The organism is Phyllobacterium bourgognense (genome assembly GCF_003337575.1).
In the GTDB taxonomy this organism is placed as follows: Bacteria; Pseudomonadota; Alphaproteobacteria; order Rhizobiales; family Rhizobiaceae; genus Phyllobacterium; species Phyllobacterium bourgognense.
Map to the genome: position 1 here is coordinate 145,397 of NZ_QPJM01000001.1, position 20,240 is coordinate 165,636.

The 20,240-nt window shown below is 55.1% G+C and carries 18 protein-coding genes; 7 read left to right on the top strand and 11 right to left on the bottom strand.

Features of this window, described 5'->3' with window-relative positions:
* Positions 1-70 precede the first annotated feature (70 nt).
* Positions 71-832, bottom strand: coding sequence for an SDR family NAD(P)-dependent oxidoreductase (locus tag C7476_RS00705; protein WP_114428514.1), 762 nt, complete (start codon positions 830-832; stop codon positions 71-73).
* Between the two features lie 155 nt (positions 833-987).
* Here C7476_RS00705 and C7476_RS00710 point away from each other — a divergent pair, with 155 nt between their 5' ends.
* Positions 988-1,599, top strand: coding sequence for a TetR/AcrR family transcriptional regulator (locus C7476_RS00710; RefSeq protein ID WP_114428002.1), 612 nt, complete (start codon positions 988-990; stop codon positions 1,597-1,599).
* Positions 1,600-1,641: 42 nt separating this feature from the next.
* On the opposite strand, the gene C7476_RS00715 is transcribed toward C7476_RS00710, so the two are convergent.
* The 3 genes from C7476_RS00715 to C7476_RS00725 are packed head-to-tail and all read right to left on the bottom strand — an operon-like array spanning position 1,642 to position 4,667.
* Positions 1,642-3,678, bottom strand: coding sequence for an acyltransferase family protein (locus C7476_RS00715; RefSeq protein ID WP_114428003.1), 2,037 nt, complete (start codon positions 3,676-3,678; stop codon positions 1,642-1,644).
* A gap of 18 nt (positions 3,679-3,696) precedes the next feature.
* Positions 3,697-3,918 (bottom strand): hypothetical protein, encoded by a 222-nt coding sequence (locus C7476_RS00720; RefSeq protein WP_114428004.1) that lies wholly within the window; start codon positions 3,916-3,918, stop codon positions 3,697-3,699.
* Entirely contained in the window at positions 3,915-4,667 is a 753-nt protein-coding gene (locus C7476_RS00725) for a COG4280 domain-containing protein (protein ID WP_114428005.1), read from the bottom strand. The genes C7476_RS00720 and C7476_RS00725 overlap by 4 nt, the downstream gene beginning before the upstream one ends.
* A gap of 285 nt (positions 4,668-4,952) precedes the next feature.
* Between C7476_RS00725 and C7476_RS00730 the strand changes: the two genes are divergently transcribed.
* Positions 4,953-5,570 carry a hypothetical protein gene (locus tag C7476_RS00730; protein WP_147274589.1) on the top strand — a complete coding sequence of 206 codons (618 nt, stop codon included), beginning with the start codon at positions 4,953-4,955 and terminating at the stop codon, positions 5,568-5,570.
* Positions 5,571-5,847: 277 nt separating this feature from the next.
* Complete coding sequence (gene olsC, locus C7476_RS00740; protein ID WP_114428515.1) at positions 5,848-6,693, top strand: ornithine lipid ester-linked acyl 2-hydroxylase OlsC; 846 nt, start codon at positions 5,848-5,850, stop codon at positions 6,691-6,693.
* A 41-nt stretch (positions 6,694-6,734) separates the two neighbouring features.
* On the opposite strand, the gene C7476_RS00745 is transcribed toward olsC, so the two are convergent.
* Entirely contained in the window at positions 6,735-8,015 is a 1,281-nt protein-coding gene (locus C7476_RS00745; protein WP_245425997.1) for a polysaccharide biosynthesis/export family protein, read from the bottom strand.
* 862 nt (positions 8,016-8,877) lie between these two features.
* On the opposite strand from C7476_RS00745, the gene C7476_RS00755 reads away from it, so the two are divergent.
* From C7476_RS00755 to C7476_RS00765, 3 genes are all read left to right on the top strand, one after another.
* A complete protein-coding gene (locus C7476_RS00755; RefSeq protein ID WP_114428010.1) occupies positions 8,878-9,156 on the top strand; it encodes an exopolysaccharide production repressor protein in 279 nt (92 codons plus the stop codon).
* Between the two features lie 288 nt (positions 9,157-9,444).
* A complete protein-coding gene (locus tag C7476_RS00760) occupies positions 9,445-10,458 on the top strand; it encodes a glycosyltransferase family 2 protein (RefSeq protein ID WP_245426071.1) in 1,014 nt (337 codons plus the stop codon).
* 194 nt (positions 10,459-10,652) lie between these two features.
* Positions 10,653-11,987, top strand: coding sequence for a polysaccharide pyruvyl transferase family protein (locus C7476_RS00765; RefSeq protein WP_114428012.1), 1,335 nt, complete (start codon positions 10,653-10,655; stop codon positions 11,985-11,987).
* Here the strand turns inward: C7476_RS00765 and C7476_RS00770 are convergent.
* The 6 genes from C7476_RS00770 to C7476_RS00795 all read right to left on the bottom strand — a co-directional run bounded on the left by C7476_RS00770 (position 11,934) and on the right by C7476_RS00795 (position 19,573).
* A complete protein-coding gene (locus C7476_RS00770; RefSeq protein WP_114428013.1) occupies positions 11,934-13,394 on the bottom strand; it encodes a lipopolysaccharide biosynthesis protein in 1,461 nt (486 codons plus the stop codon). The genes C7476_RS00765 and C7476_RS00770 overlap by 54 nt on opposite strands.
* A complete protein-coding gene (locus tag C7476_RS00775) occupies positions 13,391-14,572 on the bottom strand; it encodes a glycosyltransferase (RefSeq protein ID WP_114428014.1) in 1,182 nt (393 codons plus the stop codon). The genes C7476_RS00770 and C7476_RS00775 overlap by 4 nt, the downstream gene beginning before the upstream one ends.
* Positions 14,573-14,611: 39 nt before the next feature.
* Positions 14,612-15,691, bottom strand: a complete 1,080-nt coding sequence (locus tag C7476_RS00780) for a glycosyltransferase (protein WP_114428015.1) — start codon at positions 15,689-15,691, stop codon at positions 14,612-14,614.
* Between the two features lie 42 nt (positions 15,692-15,733).
* Positions 15,734-17,065, bottom strand: coding sequence for a UDP-glucose dehydrogenase family protein (locus C7476_RS00785; protein WP_114428016.1), 1,332 nt, complete (start codon positions 17,063-17,065; stop codon positions 15,734-15,736).
* Positions 17,066-17,183: 118 nt separating this feature from the next.
* A complete protein-coding gene (locus C7476_RS00790; protein ID WP_114428017.1) occupies positions 17,184-17,861 on the bottom strand; it encodes a sugar transferase in 678 nt (225 codons plus the stop codon).
* A 461-nt stretch (positions 17,862-18,322) separates the two neighbouring features.
* On the bottom strand, positions 18,323-19,573 hold the full coding sequence (locus C7476_RS00795; protein ID WP_114428018.1) for an O-antigen ligase family protein: 1,251 nt from the start codon (positions 19,571-19,573) through the stop codon (positions 18,323-18,325).
* 278 nt (positions 19,574-19,851) lie between these two features.
* On the opposite strand from C7476_RS00795, the gene C7476_RS00800 reads away from it, so the two are divergent.
* Complete coding sequence (locus C7476_RS00800; RefSeq protein ID WP_114428019.1) at positions 19,852-20,220, top strand: hypothetical protein; 369 nt, start codon at positions 19,852-19,854, stop codon at positions 20,218-20,220.
* The last annotated feature ends 20 nt before the right edge of the window (positions 20,221-20,240 follow it).

Consider the following 20,240-nt stretch of genomic DNA (forward strand, 5'->3'; position numbering starts at 1 on the left):
TGTCTCGACCGGACCAACAGGTCCTGACCCGGTCGAGTACGAAAGTGGAATGGATTATTGCGTTCGACGCTCAGATTCCGAGACCACCGGCGATATTTACGGTCTCACCGTTGATGTAGCCCGCGGAAGGTCCGGCGAGGAAGCAGACGGTTTCCGCCACTTCTTCGAGGGTCGCAATGCGACGGATCGGATGCATATCCAGGATTGCTTCACGGTTCGGAAGCTCACCGGCAACGTCCGAGGCCATGTCCGTAGGCATGATGCCCGGTTGTACGACGTTCACAGTGATATTGCGGGGTCCAAGGTCGCGTGCGATGCCCTTCGCGTATCCCGCGAGCGCCCATTTTGTTCCGGTATAGTCGGCAACGCCCGGGAAGGGCACGTAGGAGCCGAGGAGAGAGCCGATGAAAATGATCCGGCCACCGTCGGTCAGTTTGGGTGCCGCCGCGCGCGTGATGGCGATCGTGCCCATGACGTTTACCTGCCACTGGCGATTGTATTTGTCTCCGTCTAGCTTGGTATCGTCGACCAGGTGACCTTGGATCGCGATGCCGGCATTGTTGACGAGGATGTCGAGCTTGCCGAATTCGGCAATCACCGAGTCGATCAGAGGCTTGGCGACCGTGAGGTCGGCCTGGTCCGCCTTGATCGCAATCGCGCGAACACCCTTTGCCCTGAGCTTCTCCACGACAGCTTCGGCTTTTCCGGCCGAGGCCGCGTAGCTGATCGCAACGTCTGCTCCATGATCGGCAAACGCTTCCGCCGTGGCGGCGCCGAGCCCGCGCGAGCCGCCCGTAATGAGCACGACCTTGCCCTTCAATGTGTTCGACATGTGAAATCCTTTCTGTGGACGATCAGGGCGCTGCCTGATCTGGTGACCAGCAATCGTTTTCGTAACAACCATTACGATAACGATTGGTATGAAATTTGACAGAGGCAGTCAAGTGTTTTAATAACGATCATTATGAAAAAGGCTGGGTCGCTCTGATGGGACGCCATCGCGAATTTGACGTGGAGAAGGTGCTCGACGCTGCGCTGTGCGTTTTCTGGCGCAAGGGCTACGAGGGTGCATCCTATGCTGACCTGACCGAGGCTGCAGGCGTTGAGAGGCCCGCCCTCTATTCTGCATTCGGCAACAAGGAAGCTCTCTTCCGCCGGGTCCTGGATCGTTACTCCGAGCGCTATGTGGGCTATATTCCAGTGGCGCTTCAGATGCCCACAGCACGCCAGGTTGCTAAGCACATCCTGTATGGTGCAGCCGACCTCAATACGCGTTACCCCGGCCATACGGGATGTCTCGGTATCAACGGGGCTGTAGCGGGATCGGATGAAGCGGAACCTGTGCGACAGGCGTTGATAGATTTTCGCGCCGCTGGTCAGGCGCAGCTTCGTGAGCGCTTCGATCGGGCGAAGGCCGAGGGCGACTTGCCGGAGACGGCAAAACCTGAAGCCCTGGCGGCATTCCTGATGGCTGTCACGCACGGCATGGCGGTACAGGCCAAGGCCGGCTTCAGCCGCGACATGCTGGAGGCCGTTGCCGAGCAAGCGCTTTCCGCGTGGCCTACAGGTAATTCCACGCCTTCGGAAAAGTCATCCTGAAACCTCGGGTGGGCTTGTCGCTCTGATCAATGAGTCCTGAGCCTAGTCGACAGCGATTCCGAGTGCACCGGCCAATGTCTTGAACACCGGGTTATAGAGGTAACTCAAGCTCCGGGCGGTCGTGGCCGTGATATGGTCTGAATCCGTGTACAGGGGCAGGCCGTTTCGCATGCTGTCGCAGCGGCCATTGTCGCAGATTCCCTGAAGCGCATCGACGGTTATTGCCCCGTATTTTGCCGCATATTCGCGAAGCATGTCGCGTGAGACCGCTTGCCTCTCGGATGTATAGGCCCATGACGGTGCGATATCGGTGGACGTGCCTCTCGTTGCCGCTTTGGCCAGCGCTTCCGGCATGTAGTGACCCATTTCCGGCACATCCATCACCAGCACCACCTGCGTGCCATGTCGTTTGAGATCGGCGAGGGTCTGGTCCAGAGCGGTCGCAATGGGCGCCGATTCGTCGTCAAGCGGCGGGCGGATCTTGGGATCGAAATAAAGTCCCTGGTTAGGCAACTCCGAGCGGAGGACGTATTTAGGCCAATAGGCAACCATGAAGACCAACGGTATGCGCTTGCGAACGATGAGGTCTCGCACTGCCGTATTGTAGTCGACACAACGCAGCGTATCTTTCTGGTCTTTCAGTTCCACATCCGGCAGTGGCGGACACGAGGCCCGCGCGGCCAAAATACCGCTGGCACCGGCCTTCGTCGCTGCAAGATCGATGGCAGGTGCCATCGATCCGGAGTGCGAGTCGCCCCAAACGAGGAAATTCACATTATCCGCCCCGGGAATTCCCAGGCGGCAAAGGTTGCCCGAATGGATGTCGGAAAGGGAGGGACCTCTTCCGCTGGTGTCCTGCAAGCATTCGGAGCTGGAATACCGGCTTTCGTCATAGGTGGCATTGTAGATTTTCTGGGCAACCGGAGTAAGGCGGCCGGGAAGCCCCACTTCGGTGATGACATAGTTGCCGAAAGCCACGACCGCTACGATGACCGCTGTCGCAGCGGCGAAGACGGGTTTGCGGGGAACCGGGCCGGCATGTCCGCGGAACGGCCGCTCGATGAAGTGCCAGGAAAAAACAGCCACGATAAACGAAATGGCCACGAGCAGGCCGTTTTGGATGAAGGTGAGCTCGTGACCGTTCAGGTAGCGCGTGAAGACGATAATCGGCCAGTGCCAGAGATAGAGCGAATAGGAAATCAGCCCGGTGAACACGAGCGGCGAGGACGTGAGAAACAATCCCGCCGGACCGCGCGCGGCTCGTCCCTGAATGATCAGAGCGGCACCAATGCAGGGGACGAGCGCGGCAAGACCGGGAAACGAAGTGCTCTCATCATAAACGAAGACCGCAAAGCCTATCAGAATAAGTCCGAGGGCAGCCAGGATTTCGCCGATAAACTGCTGTTTCGGCCGGGGCACGACACCCAATGCGAGCAAAGCGCCGAGAAGCAGCTCCCAAGCGCGGTACGGCGACAGGTAAAACGCGTCGACAGGCCTTTGCTCAACGGCCCATATGCTCGCGGCGAGCGACCCGACAAACAGCAAGATGAGCGCCGGTTTGATCCGTTCCCGGCCGATCCTGCTCAAAAGAAGGAGCAGCAGGGGGAAGACGATATAGAATTGTTCTTCGATGGCGAGCGACCATGTATGCAACAACGGCTTCAGCTGGGCGCTGATATCGAAGTACCCGCTCTCCCTGTTGAGCTGGATGTTGGAGACAAAAAGAGCCGCCGCTTTCACGCTGCGCGCAAAATACTCAAATTCGACAGGCATGAAAAATAGCCATGCCATCACCGCCGACGCCGCGATCATTGCGAAAAGCGCCGGAAAGATGCGGCGAATGCGGCTTTCGTAAAACCGCCAGAGGCTGAAATCGCCCTGGTCGATTCCTCCAATGATCCGCAAGGCCATCAGATAGCCGGAAATGACGAAGAATACGTCGACGCCAACGAATCCGCCCTGAAAGCCGGACATGCCGGTGTGATAGAGTACGACCGGCAAAATCGCTATGGCTCGCAGGCCATCGATGTCGCGCCGGTAGGCGTCGGGCGACTGCCCGGACGTCAGTAAGCTAGCCAATTCCGGTTTACTCCAGCATTATCCGTGGGATTTTTTCCTTGCGGCACGGTATGTGCTTTCTGCAAGGATGAGGATGCAGCCTGCCAATAGCAGGATACCACCGGCGAAACCAGACAATCCGCCATATTCTACAGCGGCCGCAATGACGCCAATCAACGCAAGTGACCAGAGTGCGAGAGCGCCGTCATCGATGAACATGCCGATCAGTTCCCGTATGGCAGTGCGTAAGATGTTCATCAGGCGACTGCCTTTACGTTGGAGCTGTGATAGCCGCGTAGCTTTCGCACGGCGGCAAACGAGAATATTGCGAGGATGGCAAGGATTGCGATCAGCGACAGATCAGCGCCCGGCCATTCGGCGCCAAGGCCTTCACCAACCCAGAAGACGCCGAATGCCGTAAGTAGAAGTCCGACAACGAATTTCAAGGTGTTCTCCGGCACCTGCGACAACGGCTTGTGCACGACGAAACCGATGATCAGCACCAGGAGGCAGGCTATGGCCGCGCCAAGCGCAGCATACCCAAGCATGCCGCGCCCTGCGCCAACCGCGATGACGATGAAAACCACTTCGATCCCCTCAAGCAGTACCGCCTTGAACGCGGCGGTTCCGGCGATCCAGTCAGCGCGTCGTTCGGCATCCTGACGTTTGAGCTGATCGGTCTCCCTGGCGAAGGCCTCTGCCTCGTCGTGAAGTGCAATAACGCCTGAAGCGCGGAGTATGGCTTTGCGCAGCCAGCGCATTCCGAACAGGATCAGCAGGGTTCCGATGACGAATTGCAGGAGCTCGATCGGGATCAGCCCGAGCAGCGGCCCGAGGACCAGGACCAGAGCGGCCAGCACGACCAGCGCGAGCCCCGTGCCGATGAATGCGGGCTTCCAGCTGCGGGAAACGCCGACGGCCAGGATAATGGTAAAGGCTTCGACGACTTCGACGAAGGAGCCGAGGAAGGCTGCCGTCATAGTCGATACTATGGTCGTGATGTTGGACATGGAAGGATTTCCGTTCAGGCAGAATGAGACAAAGACTACTCGATAAAAAGTCAAGATTCAGGCGGTCAGGAAACCGAAGCGCCCGGATGGAAAGAAAATGTGACACGAATGTCATTGATCTGCGGCGACAATCAAACGTTTTGTTACTCGTTCGCGCTTTGTAAAACAGTTTTCTGTTGCTCTTTGCCTGAAGGTGCATTTTGGTTGCAAATAATGGAACATCGCAAATAGTCGGCGATAAACAGTTTTGAAATTCTTTCTCACCTTCGATCGGGGATAATGCCCTTGAACACACGGATTGATCCGCAGCTTAAAATTATCCTGATCGGCGGCTCGTCCAATGTCGGGAAATCAAGGGTCGCAGGCGCATTGGCGAGCAAAATTGGCTGGCGCTGTATTTCGACGGACAGCCTTGCCAGGCACCCTGGAAGGCCCTGGCGACAGTCAAACAAGAAAGTTCCCGCACACGTAGCCGAGCACTACCTGAGTTTAAAGGCCAATGAACTGCTGGAATCCGTCATCCTGCATCACCGCAAGATGTCGCCACTCGTCGCGGAACTCGTCCGGGCTACTGTGCACGATGAAGGTATGGACAAACTGGTGCTCGAGGGATCGGCACTTTGGCCTTTTATCACGAGTGGACACCGCATGAAGGAAGTCGGGGCTGTCTGGCTGACAGCCAGTCCCGACACGTTGCGCACACGTATTTATGAAGCAAGCGGTTTCCACAATGCCAGCGAACAGAACCGTGGAATGATCTCAAGATTTCTCGAACGCACGCTGTTATTCGATCGAAAGACCGCCGAACTTGTTGGCGAGCACGGCTGCAAGGTCCTTGATGTTGACGAGTATAAAACGACGGAAGACCTGATTGATGGCATCGTGAATAGCCTCAGAGCCTGAACGAAAATTCGCCATGGAGGGCTGCAAATGGCGTTTTTATGCGCTCCGATGCTCACGTACCAAATGTACGCTGCGCTTCGGTGCTCGAAAACCACCATTTTCGCCACTCCCTGACGAATTTTCGTTTGGGTTCATGGCATTTCCGGCGCGCTAGAGCAAAAATTGGTGAGCGATCTGGCGCAGAGGTCTCTCGTCGCCTAAATACAGTTCCGTCACCGGAACCGCACGCATCCGCGATTGCGCCTCGTTCCGCAAAGCCAGCAACATTGGAATGATTATGACCGAAGGAACGTTGAAGGAACCAAATCTTCAAGATGCGGGGGCTGAAGAAGTCGAGCAGGAATTCGGGACAGCCGGAATTGCGCCGATGGCTCGCCCGAGCAGGACCGCACGCTTCTTCATGGGCATCGTCTCCTGGGCAGAGAAGCTCAATCTCAAATATGCCAGATTTGGCAACCCTCCGATCTATGACAATGCGGTCTTTCCCTGGACAAGCGAGATCGAAAGAGCTTGGCCGGACATTCGGCTTGAACTCGACCGCGTTCTTCTGCGTCAAAGTGAACTGCCGGCATTTCAGGATATTTCGACGGACGTCAAAACAATCTCGACGGACAGGCAATGGAAGACCTTCTTCCTTGTCGGATTCGGCGTGAAGTCGAAACAGAATATTCAAGCCTGTCCCAAGACATGGGCTGCGGTGCAGAGGATTCCCAACCTGAAGACAGCCATGTTTTCGATCTTCGAACCTGGCAAGCACCTGCCGGCTCATCGAGGCCCTTACAACGGAGTATTGCGCCTTCATCTCGGTTTGATCGTGCCGGAGCCGGGCGACAAGCTCGCCATCCGGGTCAAAGACAGGATATGTCATTGGCAAGAGGGCAAAGTGCTGATCTTCGATGATGCGTACGAACACGAAGCCTGGAACCATACGGACAGGACGCGCGTCGTTCTGTTCGTGGATTTTGTGAAGCCGCTGAAATTTCCCGCGAGTTTCATCAATTGGGCGCTGATGAATCTGGCAATCTTCACGCCGTTCATCCGTGAAGGCCTCGACAACCACAAGGAATGGGAAAAACGTTTCTACGCGGAAGCCGAGACACTACGCAATCAGGCCGAGACTTAAGGCTTAGAGCGGTTAGCAGGGGTTGCAAACCGCTCTGACGTTCACGAACGCTCGGTGTCGATTTTAACCTTGACCACGTCGCCGGGCAGCAGGATGGTTCCTTCGTCAGCGGTCGTCTCTTCGGTTTTGCCGTTGGAGTTGCGGACAATGCTGTATTGCATGACAACAGGATCTGAGCCATTACCCCTGCCCAAGGCAGCTGGCGCACTGACCAGCGCTTCGGTCATCAGGTTTTTGTTCATCTGAAGCTTGAAATTGCTTTCATCGAGTGCAGCCTGCGTCGCCTGCATCTCGGTTGCCAATTCTGCCTTGCGCTCGTTATCAAGGTCGGTCTCACTCTGTGTGGATTTGCTGATTTCCTGCTTGGCGCGCAACGAGGCGGTATCAAGATCCAGAAGTTTACCTTCCATGTCCGCAACCGAGGTCTGCAACCCAAGGAGGCGCGAGTTCACGACAAGGCCCTGATCCGCCAGGCCGCCAATGCTGTTAAGTTGTTTGCGGGTCAAATCCAGCTGCCGGTTCTGCACGCCCATTTTCTTTTCGAGCGAACTGATTTCGTTCGTATAGAGCGTCTTTAGATCGTTCAGCCCACTGATCTGGAGATCGAGGGAATTCTTCCTCGTCCGCATGATTGCCATTTCATCGTCGATCAGTCTCTTGGCGTTCGATTTCTCGATCAAATTGTCCGGGACTTTGATTTCCTGCTCATTGGCCAATTCGGCTTGCAGTCTTGCGAGTTTGACAACCGCCCGGTCGTGCTCGGCTACAATGACATCGTAATCCCCGCGCGCATTGAAATAATCCCGCTCGAAGCGCTGCCCGGCCGTTCGCGGCATTCCGCCGGCAAGGCTGACAGCTTTGAGAACGGTCATTTCAGGCTCGAATGCATATTTTCCTGGCGTCTGCACGTCGCCTGAAACGAAGATTGGCCGAAACTCGGATATCTCGACGGAAGCTTCCGGTAGATCGCTAAGGCCGAGTTTCTGCCGGAGGTTCGTAGCGATCTCCTTGGCAATCTCGGATGTGGTCTTGCCGCCCGCGGCTATTTCACCCGCGAAGGGAAGGGACAAGGTGCCTGAGGGACCAACCCTGTAATCACCTGTGATCGTGGGCCACTCGCGGAAAGCACCTTCGGCGGTCTGCCATTCGACCACGCGTATAGTTACCTTGTCCATCGGGCCCAAGGCGTAATCTGCCGCATGGGCAGCGGGCGCAAACAGCATCATGAGAAGCAGCAAGCAGCCATAAAAGAACCAGCGCGTTGCAGCGGTGAAACCGCTTGGCATGCCTGAGCACACGCTTGACGGGGAAATCGGGGTCATTTCCAACAATTACTCCTGTAAATCGATCGGGATCGGTGTGGCTGTTCCGCACTAATCTCAGCAAAGCCACCCGGCCCAAGCCTCATAAGCAGGATCGTGTGACATATATGAGGCGGGAATGATCTTGCGCACGATCACATGTCCCTTCCGAAAAGGCCAATTTCAACGGAATGCTTGTCGAAAACAAGGCATTCGTCGAAGGTAATACCGCCGCCCTCGTATATCCGTTCCAGTCTCACCTGGAACGCACGCGAATGATTGTCCGAAAGATATCATAAAAATTGTGCGTTGCAACAGAACGCCGTTTGGAGGATGCGAGTTGAACGGCATTCTGGCCGCGTTCTTTGATCGTAGTCACCGGAAGGGCAGTGTATTTTACTGGAGTATTATGTAATTTGTGATCGCAATTCCACTTGTTCGTGCCAAAAACATAATTACATATGCTTATATAGTTGAGCGATTGTAATTAGTTTTGTCTTCTTCTAGACAATTGGAGGGGTTGTACCGTCGTGAGATATTGTGTAGTTTTTTTATTTGCGCTGCAACATAGCGTGAAAATTCGTATTTTTGAGTGAAGACAGGACGTGCTTCAGCCGTCCGCGTGCGTTGTACGCTGTATTCGCGGGCCGCAATACCTCGCCGGCTGCAAAAGCGCAGAAAAATTGTGGTTACAAAGTAAGAAAACTGTTATATTCCGGCTTAAAATTAGCCGAGGTGCTTTCATCTAAACTCAAGGGGTTTGGTATAGACAAATTGGCAGTCAAAAAAACATTCATGTACGCGCATCAGCGTCTGTGGGGGGAGATCAAATGATAAGAAACGATACGCCAGCTTTTCTCCGTATAACGAACGGGAGTTGAGCATGAGATTTCCAAATTTTTTAGTTGGAATGTTGGGCGTCCTTATCGCATTTGCGATCACAACCTACGTTCTCACGCAATCCTTGTGGGCAACGATCGTCCAGACGCTGATTTGCGCAGTGGTCATCCAGGTAGGGTATTTCGCCGTTGTGCTCTTCCTTGTCGCGCGCGAAAAGCCGCGGACGTCCGAGTGGAAGCAGTCCGGTACCAATGAGGCAACCGGCATTGTCGCAAGCAAGCAGCCTCCGTTTAAGTCAATTACACCAACAGAGACGCATTAGATTCACGCTCTGACGGTCTGCAAATGGCGTTTTTCTGTGCTCCGGTGCTCACGTACCTTAAAGTACGCTGCTCGAAACCACCATTTTCGTCGCGTCATAGCATGAATCTTGACAGCCCTTAAAGCAATCCGGCCGGTTTGAAGTCTGTCTCTTGCGGGAGACCGAAATATTTGTATCCTTGCTGCATCGGTCCGGCGTCGGCAAATGCCCGCGGATCACACATGGTGCGCGGTTTATTCACGCCTTCGTGCACTCAAATACAGACCCGCACAGTCGAGGGCAGGGCCAATTACAGATAATCCGGACAATAGTGTGTGTGTGATCATCGCTGCGAAAAACGCAGCCGATACCATCGCGGCCGCCATATCCTCCGCCTTGGCGGATACATACGTGACGGAAGTTATCGTCGTCGACGATGGCTCGACCGATGGAACTTCGGAAGCCGCCGGAGCGGCCGATGACGCAAGCGGACGCCTGCGCATCATTCGTTTCGACGTCAACAGGGGTCCATCCCATGCACGCAATCACGCCATCTCCTGTTCCTCGGCAGCTCTGATCAGTATTCTCGATGCCGACGATTTCTTTATCCCGGGACGCTTTTCCCATTTGCTGTCGAACGGGGACTGGGATATGGCCGCCGACAACATCGTCTTCGTCGATGAACGTTGGGTCAGCCACTTCAACACACTCGCCATTGACAAGTTTTCTCCGGAAACCTGGTTTCTCGACCTGCCGACATTCGTCAACCGCAATATATCGAGACGCAACAAGCAGCGCGGTGAGCTCGGCTTCCTGAAGCCTGTCATCCGGCGCGAGTTTCTCGATCGCCACAGCCTGCGCTACAATGAAAAGCTGCGGCTCGGCGAAGATTACGATCTCTATACGAGAGCGCTGGCGCTGGGTGCCCGCTTTCAGATCATCAACAATTGTGGATATGGAGCCGTCGTGCGGGCGGACTCGCTGAGTGGGCGGCACAGGACGGACGATCTGAAACAACTCGCCGATGCCGACAAGACGCTTCTGGATAGCGGTATCCTGTCGGGAGGGGGGCTGGAAGCAGTCCGCGAGCATGAGCGCCATATTCGCTCCAAATTCCATCACCGGCAGTTTCTGGACGTCAAGTCGCAGCAGGGGCTCGTTGCAGCAGCTGTCTATGGTCTGCGCAATCCATCTGCGGTTTTTCCGATCGCGAGGGGCATCCTGACCGACAAGCTCGATGGAGCCATCAGGAACAGATCGCCTGCCCCCCAGATCAAACCTGAGCTGCGCTATTTGTTTCCGGCAAGTGCCAAACCGCAGTGAGCCTGACGCGAATATCAGTTTTTATTGTGCGTTGCACAATAAAACGCTATGGACTAATCTGCTCTAAAGATCAGGGTCAATACGAGCGGATTTGCTCGGTTTATTTGGACGACTGCGCACGCAAAGGACGCAGCTGTGATTGACTTGCAGCCTGCAGAACCCCATGCCGCCAATCAGATACCAGGGTTAGTTTTATGAAAATCATTGTCGAGAACACGGTCTGCCTGAATACGGGCGACGCTGCAATTCTTCTAGCAATCAGGCATATCCTGAGGAACGTCTGGGGCGAGGATTTGCGTTTTCAGGTCTTCGACAGCCAGCCGGAAGTGGCGGCACGACTTTACCCCTCGAAAGAGTATCCGGATCTCGAATTTCACAAACTCCTCTCGGAGTCGGTCTTCAAATACAGCTACGATCAAAACGTCCTGAAGAACGCCGTCAAGCCGCTCTACAATCGAATTGTACTCGAGGCGCTGCGCCGCTTCGGCAGGGGCGGGTCCATCGACAAGATGTTGTTCAGCGACAGCGACCGCCGCTCGCTCGAGATCTACCGGGACGCCGACCTCGTCATCACGACAGGTGGAACCTATCTCGTCGAGAACTACAACCTCGAGCGGCGTCTCAATCAATTCCGCATCGATGCGATCCTTGGCAAGGATCCCGTTTTCTTCACGCAGTCGCTGGGGCCCTTCAACAAGGACTACAATCGCCAGGAACTGAAACCCGTCTTTGACCGGAGCCCGCTCATTCTTCTTCGCGATTCAAGGTCAAGGGACCATATCGTCGATCTCGTCGAAGACCCCAACAAATGTCATGTGGTGGCCGATGCGGTGTTTGCGCTTGCTGACACGGACCGGATTGCAGGGATTTTGGCCTCGGACCAGACACCGAAAACGGGTCGCGTCGCCATTTCTGTCCGTCACTGGAACTACGTCAAGGGTGGTGGGGACGGCATGCGCCGCTACCTTGATTCCATCCGCAATATCGTCACCAAGCTGGTGCGGGACCAGGGTAAAGAGGTCACCTTCCTGTCGACTTGCCAGGGCGTGCCGGAATACGCCCATGACGATTCCAAGGCAGCCAACGCTATCGTTGCCGAACTCGATCCCGAGATTGCCAGCCATGTCAGCGTAGACGCGTCATTTCATACGCCGGAGCAACTGATGGCACTCGTAAAAGGGTTCGATTTCGTTGTCGCCACACGCATGCACATGATGATCATGTCGCTGTGCGTCGGCACGCCCGTGCTGCCGATCGCCTACGAGTTCAAGACCAGGGAAGTCGCCAAGCGTATAGGTGTGTCCGACGTTCTGCTCGACATCGACACTGTGACGGCAGAAGAAGCCGGTGAAAAGCTCGATACCTTTATCCAGAATCTGGAGGATTACCGCAAGACGAGCCTCAAGGCTGTTCTGGACGAGCACGCATCGGCAATGTCCGCGACCGAGTTGCTGAGGCCGCTCCTTGCCGCGCCGTCAGCGAATGTTGCTCGCAACCTTGGACCAGATAGCCGACAGAGCGCTGCGTGACTGGGGCAGCAAAAGCATCAGGACGAACGCGAACGCATAGTTGAGCACAACAGCCAGAATAACCGCGAGAAAATCCGAGCGGGCGATCAGCGACAAGGGTAGCCACCAGTAGGCGAGCCAGGCCAGCAGGGCCGAAACGATAAAGAGGCCTTGCACCAGAAGTACATCCATCGCGGTCACCGGGCCGACGCGATGCACCAGCACCGCGAGAACGGGAACGCGCAGGACATAGCCGCTGATGGCATAGGCCGCGGCGACGCCGACGGCACCCCAATGCAGGCCCACGATAAAAGCAACCACAGTCGTGATCGAAGAGTAGATGCCCCAGCGGAACATGGTCTTCGTCCTGTCCTGGCAGATGAAGATCCAGCCTGTGGTGCTCGAAATGGGCTGAATGAGGCCGGCAATCCCAAGCCAGGCGAAAATCGGTGCAACGGGCAGCCATCTGTCGCCGAAAAGAATACCGACAACCTGTTCCGAAGTAAGGGTCAGCGCTGCGATAGCGGGTACTGTGACCGCAGCGAGTACCCAGTTGGTCTGCATGTAGATATCGCGAAATCGCTTTTTATCGTCCTGTATCCGGCTCAGCAACGGGATCATAAGGCGTGTCAGCGGCTGATTGATGTTCTGCAAAGGGAACAGCAGAAGCTTGTAAGCGCGGTCGTAATAGCCAAGCTCAACCGCACCCGAAAATTTGCCGATCAGAATATTGTCGAGGTTGCGGGAGAAGAAATTGACGAGGTTGAAGCCCGTAAGGTTGGCGCCGAAGGACATGATGTCGCGATCGATCTTCAAAACCGGCTTGTCCGGCCTGAATCGCGCCACACGCCAGGCTGCAAGCAATCCAACCACGGCCGATGCCGCCGGGCCAAGCACCAGCGACCAATAGCCCATGCCGGCATAAGCGGCCACGGCTGCTGTCGCAAAGCCTGCAATGGCGGTGACGACATCGTTGATCGCAAGCTGACCGAACTGCAGATGGCGGTTCATCAGGCTAAGCGGCATTGCCGCCAGACTTCCGAGGAAGAGCGGCAGGCCGGCGCCGATCGTGATCCCGACCATGCGCGCATCACCGTAATACGATGCGACGACGGGAGAGAGCGCAACGACGACGGCGGTGCTCGCGAGACCGGCAAAGGCGCTCATCCAGAAGACCTGGTTGAGCTGTCGCTGACTGATCTCCTTGCGCTGAACGACCGCTTGCTGAAGCCCGAGATTCTGGAAAAGCGCGACGAATGCCACGATCGGGCTGACAGAGGCGACGAGACCGAAATCTTCCGGAATGAGCAGGCGCGCCAGAACGATGACGGAGAGGAATTGGACAACGATTTTGATGCCCTGCGCAATGACGGTCAAAAGGCCGCCGCGGAGGGCCACGCGTCCAAACTGAAGCGGTTCGGCACTCACGCGCTTAACTTCGCTTCGGCGAGACGGGTGATCATCTGCGCGAATTCATCATTCAAAACATCGGCGTTGAAATCGGCTTCGATCTTTTTCCTTGCAGCCAACGCGATGCGCTCGCATTCGGCCGGGTGTTCGGCGATCCACAGGAGTTTTCCCGCCAGAGCCTCGGCATCCTTTTCAGGAACGAGAAATCCCGTCGTCTGATCCTCAATGAGTTCGGGAATCCCGGAGTGATATGTGCTGAGCACCGTAAGCCCGGCAGACATTGCCTCCATGAGGGAGACCGGAATGCCTTCCACATCTCCATCCTGTGCCGTCACGCTCGGCAGCAGAAACAGATGGGCCTCGCGCAAGCGCTGCTTGACCTCGCTGTGAGGGCGCGGTCCGAGAAATGTCACCCTGTGCGCAATATTCAAATCTTTGGCGAGGTGCTTCAGATCGTCGAGCAATTCGCCACCGCCTATGATCGTATAGGCCCAATCGAGGTCCGGGTTGGAAATCGAAAGCTGGCCCAGCGCGCGCAAGGCAAACTCGATGCCCTTCTTTTCGGTCAAGCGGCAGACCGAAATGAGATTCAAGGTGCTGTGATCCCAAGAGCGCCACGCATATTCGATCTCGTTGATCCGGACGCCCATATGATGCACGTTGACGTTTGCTTCTGGCGCCCCGGCGTCCACAAGGGTCTTGCGGAAATAATCGTTCACCGTCAGTTGCAGCGTTCCCTGATCGAACAGCACATTATATTGCCAGAGGGAGTTGTCGAGAACGGGACGACCGACATCGCGGCCATGGAATATGGTCACCAGGGGAGCGCCAAGTTTCTTCCGCTTCAACACGCGAGCCACACGCAAGCCGTTATTGCCGAAATGGGCGATTATGACATCGAAATTTTGGAGCTTTCGCGAAAAGGCAATGTCAAATGCCGTCGAAACCTTGTCCCAGAGAGCTGTTGGCAACTTTCGCAAGGACGGGCGTAGCGGTGCCATAGCACCCCACCAGCAAACCGTATTTTCAGACAGTGCTCGCCAATGCTCAGTTCGAGCGCTGCTGCCTTGCTTCAGAAGGTTCTCGTTACAGATAACGCCCACCTCGATACCGCGCTCAAGAAACCCATTTACCTGATCCAAAATGAACGTCTCGGACAATGACGGGAACTTGTCGACAACAAAACCAACTCTCATTATCGAGTATTCTTTCAATATATTTATTGGCGGCGCTTATCACGCCACTTGTTTGATACTCTGGCTGGTAGCTTGGTCAAGAACGCTTAGAAAGGTCGAAAACTGTGTTTTCGGGTCCATCTGAGGCCGCTCGGAGAATTTCTTTGCAGCGGAAGAAAGCCGGTCATACTCGCCCTTGTCAGTCCAGAGCGTGCGGATTGCGCTGACCCAGTCTTGCAGCGGCGCGTTGTAATCCAGGACCAGGCCGCCTTCGCCAATCGCCTCCGGCAGTCCGCCACGGCGCGACCCTACGACAGGAATGCCGCTGCAATGCGCTTCTGACGCGACGCGGCCCCATGCCTCTTCCCATTTGCTGGGGGCGAGCAGGATCTTGGTGCGCCCATAGACCGTTTTCATGTCGCTTGTGCGATTTTCAAGTCTGACGTTCTTTAAAGGTGCGATGGTCTTTTCGATGCTGGCCCGGTGATCTTCGGCAAGCTTCCAGCTTTCGACAAAGAGAAACGGGATGTCGGGACACTGCCCGGCAATCTGGACGGCCAGTTCAAATCCCTTTTCATTGTAGGGATTGATGAACGTCACATATTCGCCGGTCGTCGGCGTTCCGTAGAGGACAGGGTCGATCGTCGGAGGGATGATGGTCGAATCGATCCCGAACTTCTCCTTGTAGGTCCTCGCGGTGAATTCGGAATTCGCGATGTAGAGTGCCGAATCCAGTTCCCGCAGATCGCCGGCAAGTTCGTGGAATTCCACGTTTCTGAGATAAATGACCAAAGGTATCCCTTCAGCTTGCAGGGCTTTCCCTATCGGAACCGATTTGTGGCATTGTACGACAGCCACGTCGGGCTTGAGCCTTTTGACCGCGAAGCCCGCAGCCTCCCAGGGAAACCAGGCCCTGACCACGGGATAGCCCGGAAAACTGTCGACTGCCGCCCGCTGACCCAGGATCTTCATCTTGGCGCGCGCCTTCAGTCCGAACATTCCCTGGCCAAACAAGGCAGCCAGAACCGAGGCCTCGTGCCCCTGATTGCGCAATTGTTCGACCAGATGATGCGTACTGGATTGAACGCCGCCGCTGAACTGGGGATAGTAGCCGTTGCCGCCCGCAAAAAGTACTTTCATCGCGTGGCTCCTTGTATCCTGTATTTCACCTGGCTCGGCGGCCTATGCGGCCTGCCTGCCGATGCTGTAATATTCCAGGCCATGCCGGGCGATGACCTTGGGATCATAGATATTCCGGCCATCGAAGACGACTGGCGTCGTGAGGGCATCCTTCATCAGATCGAAGGATGGCGCCCGGAAGCTCTTCCATTCGGTTACAATAAGCAGGGCGTCGGCACCGCGCAACGCTGCTTCCTTGGTTCCGCAAAGTAGCAGATCGTCGCGCTGGCCGTAAATGCTTTGGCATTCCTGCATTGCCTCCGGATCAAACGCTTGCACGCTGGCTCCGGCTTGCCACAGAGCCTCCATCAGCGTGCGTGAAGGGGCCTCACGCATGTCATCGGTGTTGGGTTTGAAGGCCAGGCCCCAAAGCGCAAACACCTTGCCCTTGAGATTACCCTTGAAATAGCGGTGGACCTTCTCGAACAGGATGGACTTCTGGGCGTTATTCCGCTCATCCACCGCCTTCAGCATCTTGGCATCGAAACTGATGCCTTCTGCCGTCTGGATCATAGCGCGGACGTCTTTCGGAAAGCAGGACCCGCCATAGCCTATTCCCGGATAGATAAAATCATAGCCAATGCGTGGATCGCTACCGATGCCCTTGCGGACCTCCTCGATATCGGCACCAAGCCGCTCCGCCAGACCGGACATTTCATTCATGAAGCTGATTTTGGTGGCGAGGATGCAATTGGCCGCATATTTCGTAAATTCGGCGCTGCGCACATCCATGACAATCATTTTATCATGGTTGCGGCTGAAGGGAGCGTAGAGCTCCCGCATCACCTTTTCGGTGTTATCGCTGCTGGTTCCAATGATGATTCGGTCAGGTTTCATGCAATCCACGACTGCCGAGCCTTCCTTGAGGAACTCCGGATTTGAGACGACGTCGAAGTCCAGTTCTTCGCGTCCTCGCGCCTTGAGCACTTCGGCGATTTTCAGCCTTATCTTATCACAGGTTCCTACTGGCACTGTCGATTTGCTGACAACGATCTTTGGCGCTTCCATTTCTCGCCCGATTGCCTCTGCCACGGCCAGCACATATTTGAGGTCGGCCGAACCGTCCTCGCTGGGCGGTGTGCCGACTGCACTCATCAGAATCTGGCCATGTTTGACGGCAGCTGCAACGTCCGTCGTGAACGTGATGCGCCCCGCTGCGTGATTTTCCTTGACGAGACTCTCGAGACCTGGCTCGTAAATCGGGATGAACCCCTGATTCAATCGTTCCACCTTGTCAGCGTCGATATCGACGCACAAGACATTGTGCCCCACCTCAGCCAATACGGCGGCCTGTACAAGACCGACATAGCCAATTCCAAAAACCGTCAAATTCATTGGATTTGTTCCTGTGCAAAGACATCGGATCGAATCTGGATCCGGTCATCTATAATCATTAAAAATCGCGGGCCATAAGAAATGCCCGCAACCCAAGTTTTCGCAATTGTCATTGGGGTCAGTAACTGCCTCTGGCCATGCAAACCGCAGGCACGGTCTTGATGATGATATGCAAGTCGAGTTTCAACGACCAGTTCTCGACATAGTGCCTGTCGAACTGCACGCGGCTGTCGTAAGAAACGTCATTGCGCCCGCTCACCTGCCAAAGCCCCGTGAGGCCAGGGCGTGATTTGAGGTAGAACACAGCGGCGTTGCCATAATTCTCCAGCTCGTCGTGCACGACGGGACGGGGTCCGACAATGCTCATGTGGCCCTGAAGAATATTGATGATCTGTGGCAGTTCATCGAGGCTCAGCTTTCTCAGCACAGCGCCAACGCGAGTGACACGCGGATCGTCCTTGAGCTTGCGGGTGGCTTCCCATTCGGCTCTTGCGTCCGGATTAGCGGCAAAATAGCTGGCAAGCACGCCATCGCCATCCTCGACCATCGTCCGGAATTTAAGGCAATGGAAAATGCTGCCACCCCGCCCGATACGGCGATGGCCATAAAATACCGACCCGCCATCGGACAACCTCACGAGGAGTGCAATAAGCAGGAACAGGGGACTAAGGGCAATGAGGCCTGCCAAGGCCCCGGCAATATCGAATCCACGCTTCAGGAATCCGCCCAAAGCAGGGTCGAAATCCGTATCAACTTGGGAATAACTCAAATCGGTCGATTTGACTGAATCGCTCATGGCACAACTCCGGCGGTCGGGTGATTGAATGGCTGATGCGACGGTATCAAACGGTACATCCAAAGGTATAACCCAAGTTGCATTAAAAATATGGTGCATCGCAACACAAAAAATTAACAGGCTTGAAACACTAAGTGATGGCTAGAAATTGCCCATAAGTTGCCTAATTTTTGACCTCTTCGACTATATTATACGTCTGTTAACTTGTAGACGTTTTGCCGACTATTATTCGCTATTTAGACTGTACTGTGGCGGATTTGGCCATGTTTGCGTTTTAAGGCATGGTTCGGCGCAAAATAGGCGTCTGATACAGGTCATGACGCGAATGCGGTAACTTTTTCGGGGCCGCAAAAGGCGTCTTTTGCTGCACTGCATCAATTCCCCTAATGCATAAAGAAGTGGCGGAAGATCGGGTTCCGCCCATTCCATCTCGTGCCGTTTTTTGTTCGATCACGATATTGTTATGTCTGTAATTGGGTTGGTTGCATCATTTTGAATGGTGTTCGCTGAGGAATGGCGAGCAATCCTGCGGAATAATACAAAAGAAACGACCCGATCGTGTAAGGCTGGATGAAGTCGATCTCGAAGAACGAGCGGATCAATAACAACAGCGCAATGCCAAACATGAGGTGTCCTTGCGGCGTATACCCCTCAATCAGCAGACGCCGCAGGAAACCGATCACCACACCTCCCAGGAGTACGCTGATCAGAACAACGCCGACATAGCCAAGTTCGACAAGCACTTCGATATAGGTATTGTGGAAATGAAATCCGGTACGTGCAGGGATATAGAACTCCGCCCATAATCGCTCGGCCTCGGAAAAGCCTTGCACCCAGTAAGCCTGATAACCAATGCCCATAAGCGGGGCCTCGCGAGAAGCTCTGAATCCTTCTTGCCAAAGATAGGTACGTCCGGTGAGAGTGGAATTCTTGCCGAAAGCGCCGAGGACCAGATCAATGGCGCCGGCATTTATGGCGACGGCCACGAGCACCAACGCTACGGCAATGCCGACCAGAAAAAAGGACCGGCGGTGCTTCGGCGAAAATTTCAATACGACGCCTACGATCAGTGTGCTGGTGAGTATTGCAGTCGTTGCGATGACAGAGGTGGCCGAACTGGAGGCAACCAGGCAATAGGCAGACAGGAGCCCGCATACGACTGCGATGCAGCGCCACAATTTGCTGGTTTGCAGGACGAAGAAACTGGCGAAGGCGAAATAGACACCCAGGGATGCAAAGAAGCCAAGCTGGTTCTTGGACGCGAATGCGCCGACGAAACTATAGGAGCCGTCCAGCGCATCGTACTGGTATTGGCCAAAGCCGAGCGAATAAAGCAAAACCAGAGCGACACCCATGCTTACGCCACCGGCAAAGGTCCGCGAGTCTATGATGCGGGAAGCGATCAAGGCGCAGATTATCGTCGTCAAATATTGAATGCCGGCGCGCAGGGTGACAGGGGGCGCCGCCGACCACGAAAACGACATGCATGCCAAGAGGACGAAAGGCAACACCCAATAGAAACGTGCGTAGTTACCGACTACCCTTCGATAGTCGACCAGAATCAGAGGCAACCACAGCCCGTAGAAAACCAGAATGGATATGAAACCAAAGTTTGTCGAATAGGCAAAAACGAAGACCGATAGCGCTACGGCGAGCGTTCCGTACCAAAAATTCTTGCCTGGCTCGACAAGCAGGGATTTTGCAATTCTCATCGTGACGTCCGTATGCGAGCATTGTGTTTTTCTCTTGGACGGATTTCCGTTTTGGTCGTCCAGAGATGATTTGAGCTCTATCGCATCCTTCGGGGAAACTGGCACTATCGGCGGGATTTGTAAAATTCAAAAAAACGCGAATGTTGTGTCAGACAAGAGGTTTTCGTTATCTGGCTTGACAGGATTGAAAGCGGAAACAACCATTGCGTAACAAGTTTTGTCTACGGTTCCGGTACGTTGTCGAGCGCGCCTTTGCGTCTTGGGAAATGGGGTGAGAGATGGCACTATTCCGCTTCCGGACAAGAAATCCCGAGAGAGATCGTCTGTCGGATGCCACACGTTTCCTGAGCATCAAGCGGGCGATAAGGGATGTCGTCGCTGAGACTGAACGTGAGCGCGACGGCTTTCGCCGCCGCTATGACGACGCTTCGGTAAATGCTGCATTTTCCTTTGAAAACATGGAAAACGAAGGTGAAACAGAAAAGGTGTCCGCGCAGGTGGATAATCTGACGCAGGCACTCACGAGGTTTTCGCAGCGCATCGATTTCCTGGAAAAACAGATGGCGTTCATGCAAGAAATGGACGACGCTATAACGACGTTTGAGAACGCGAATGGCATTGGCCAAACGGAACCGAAGTCTGATTGAAGAGTTACGGACAACGGAGC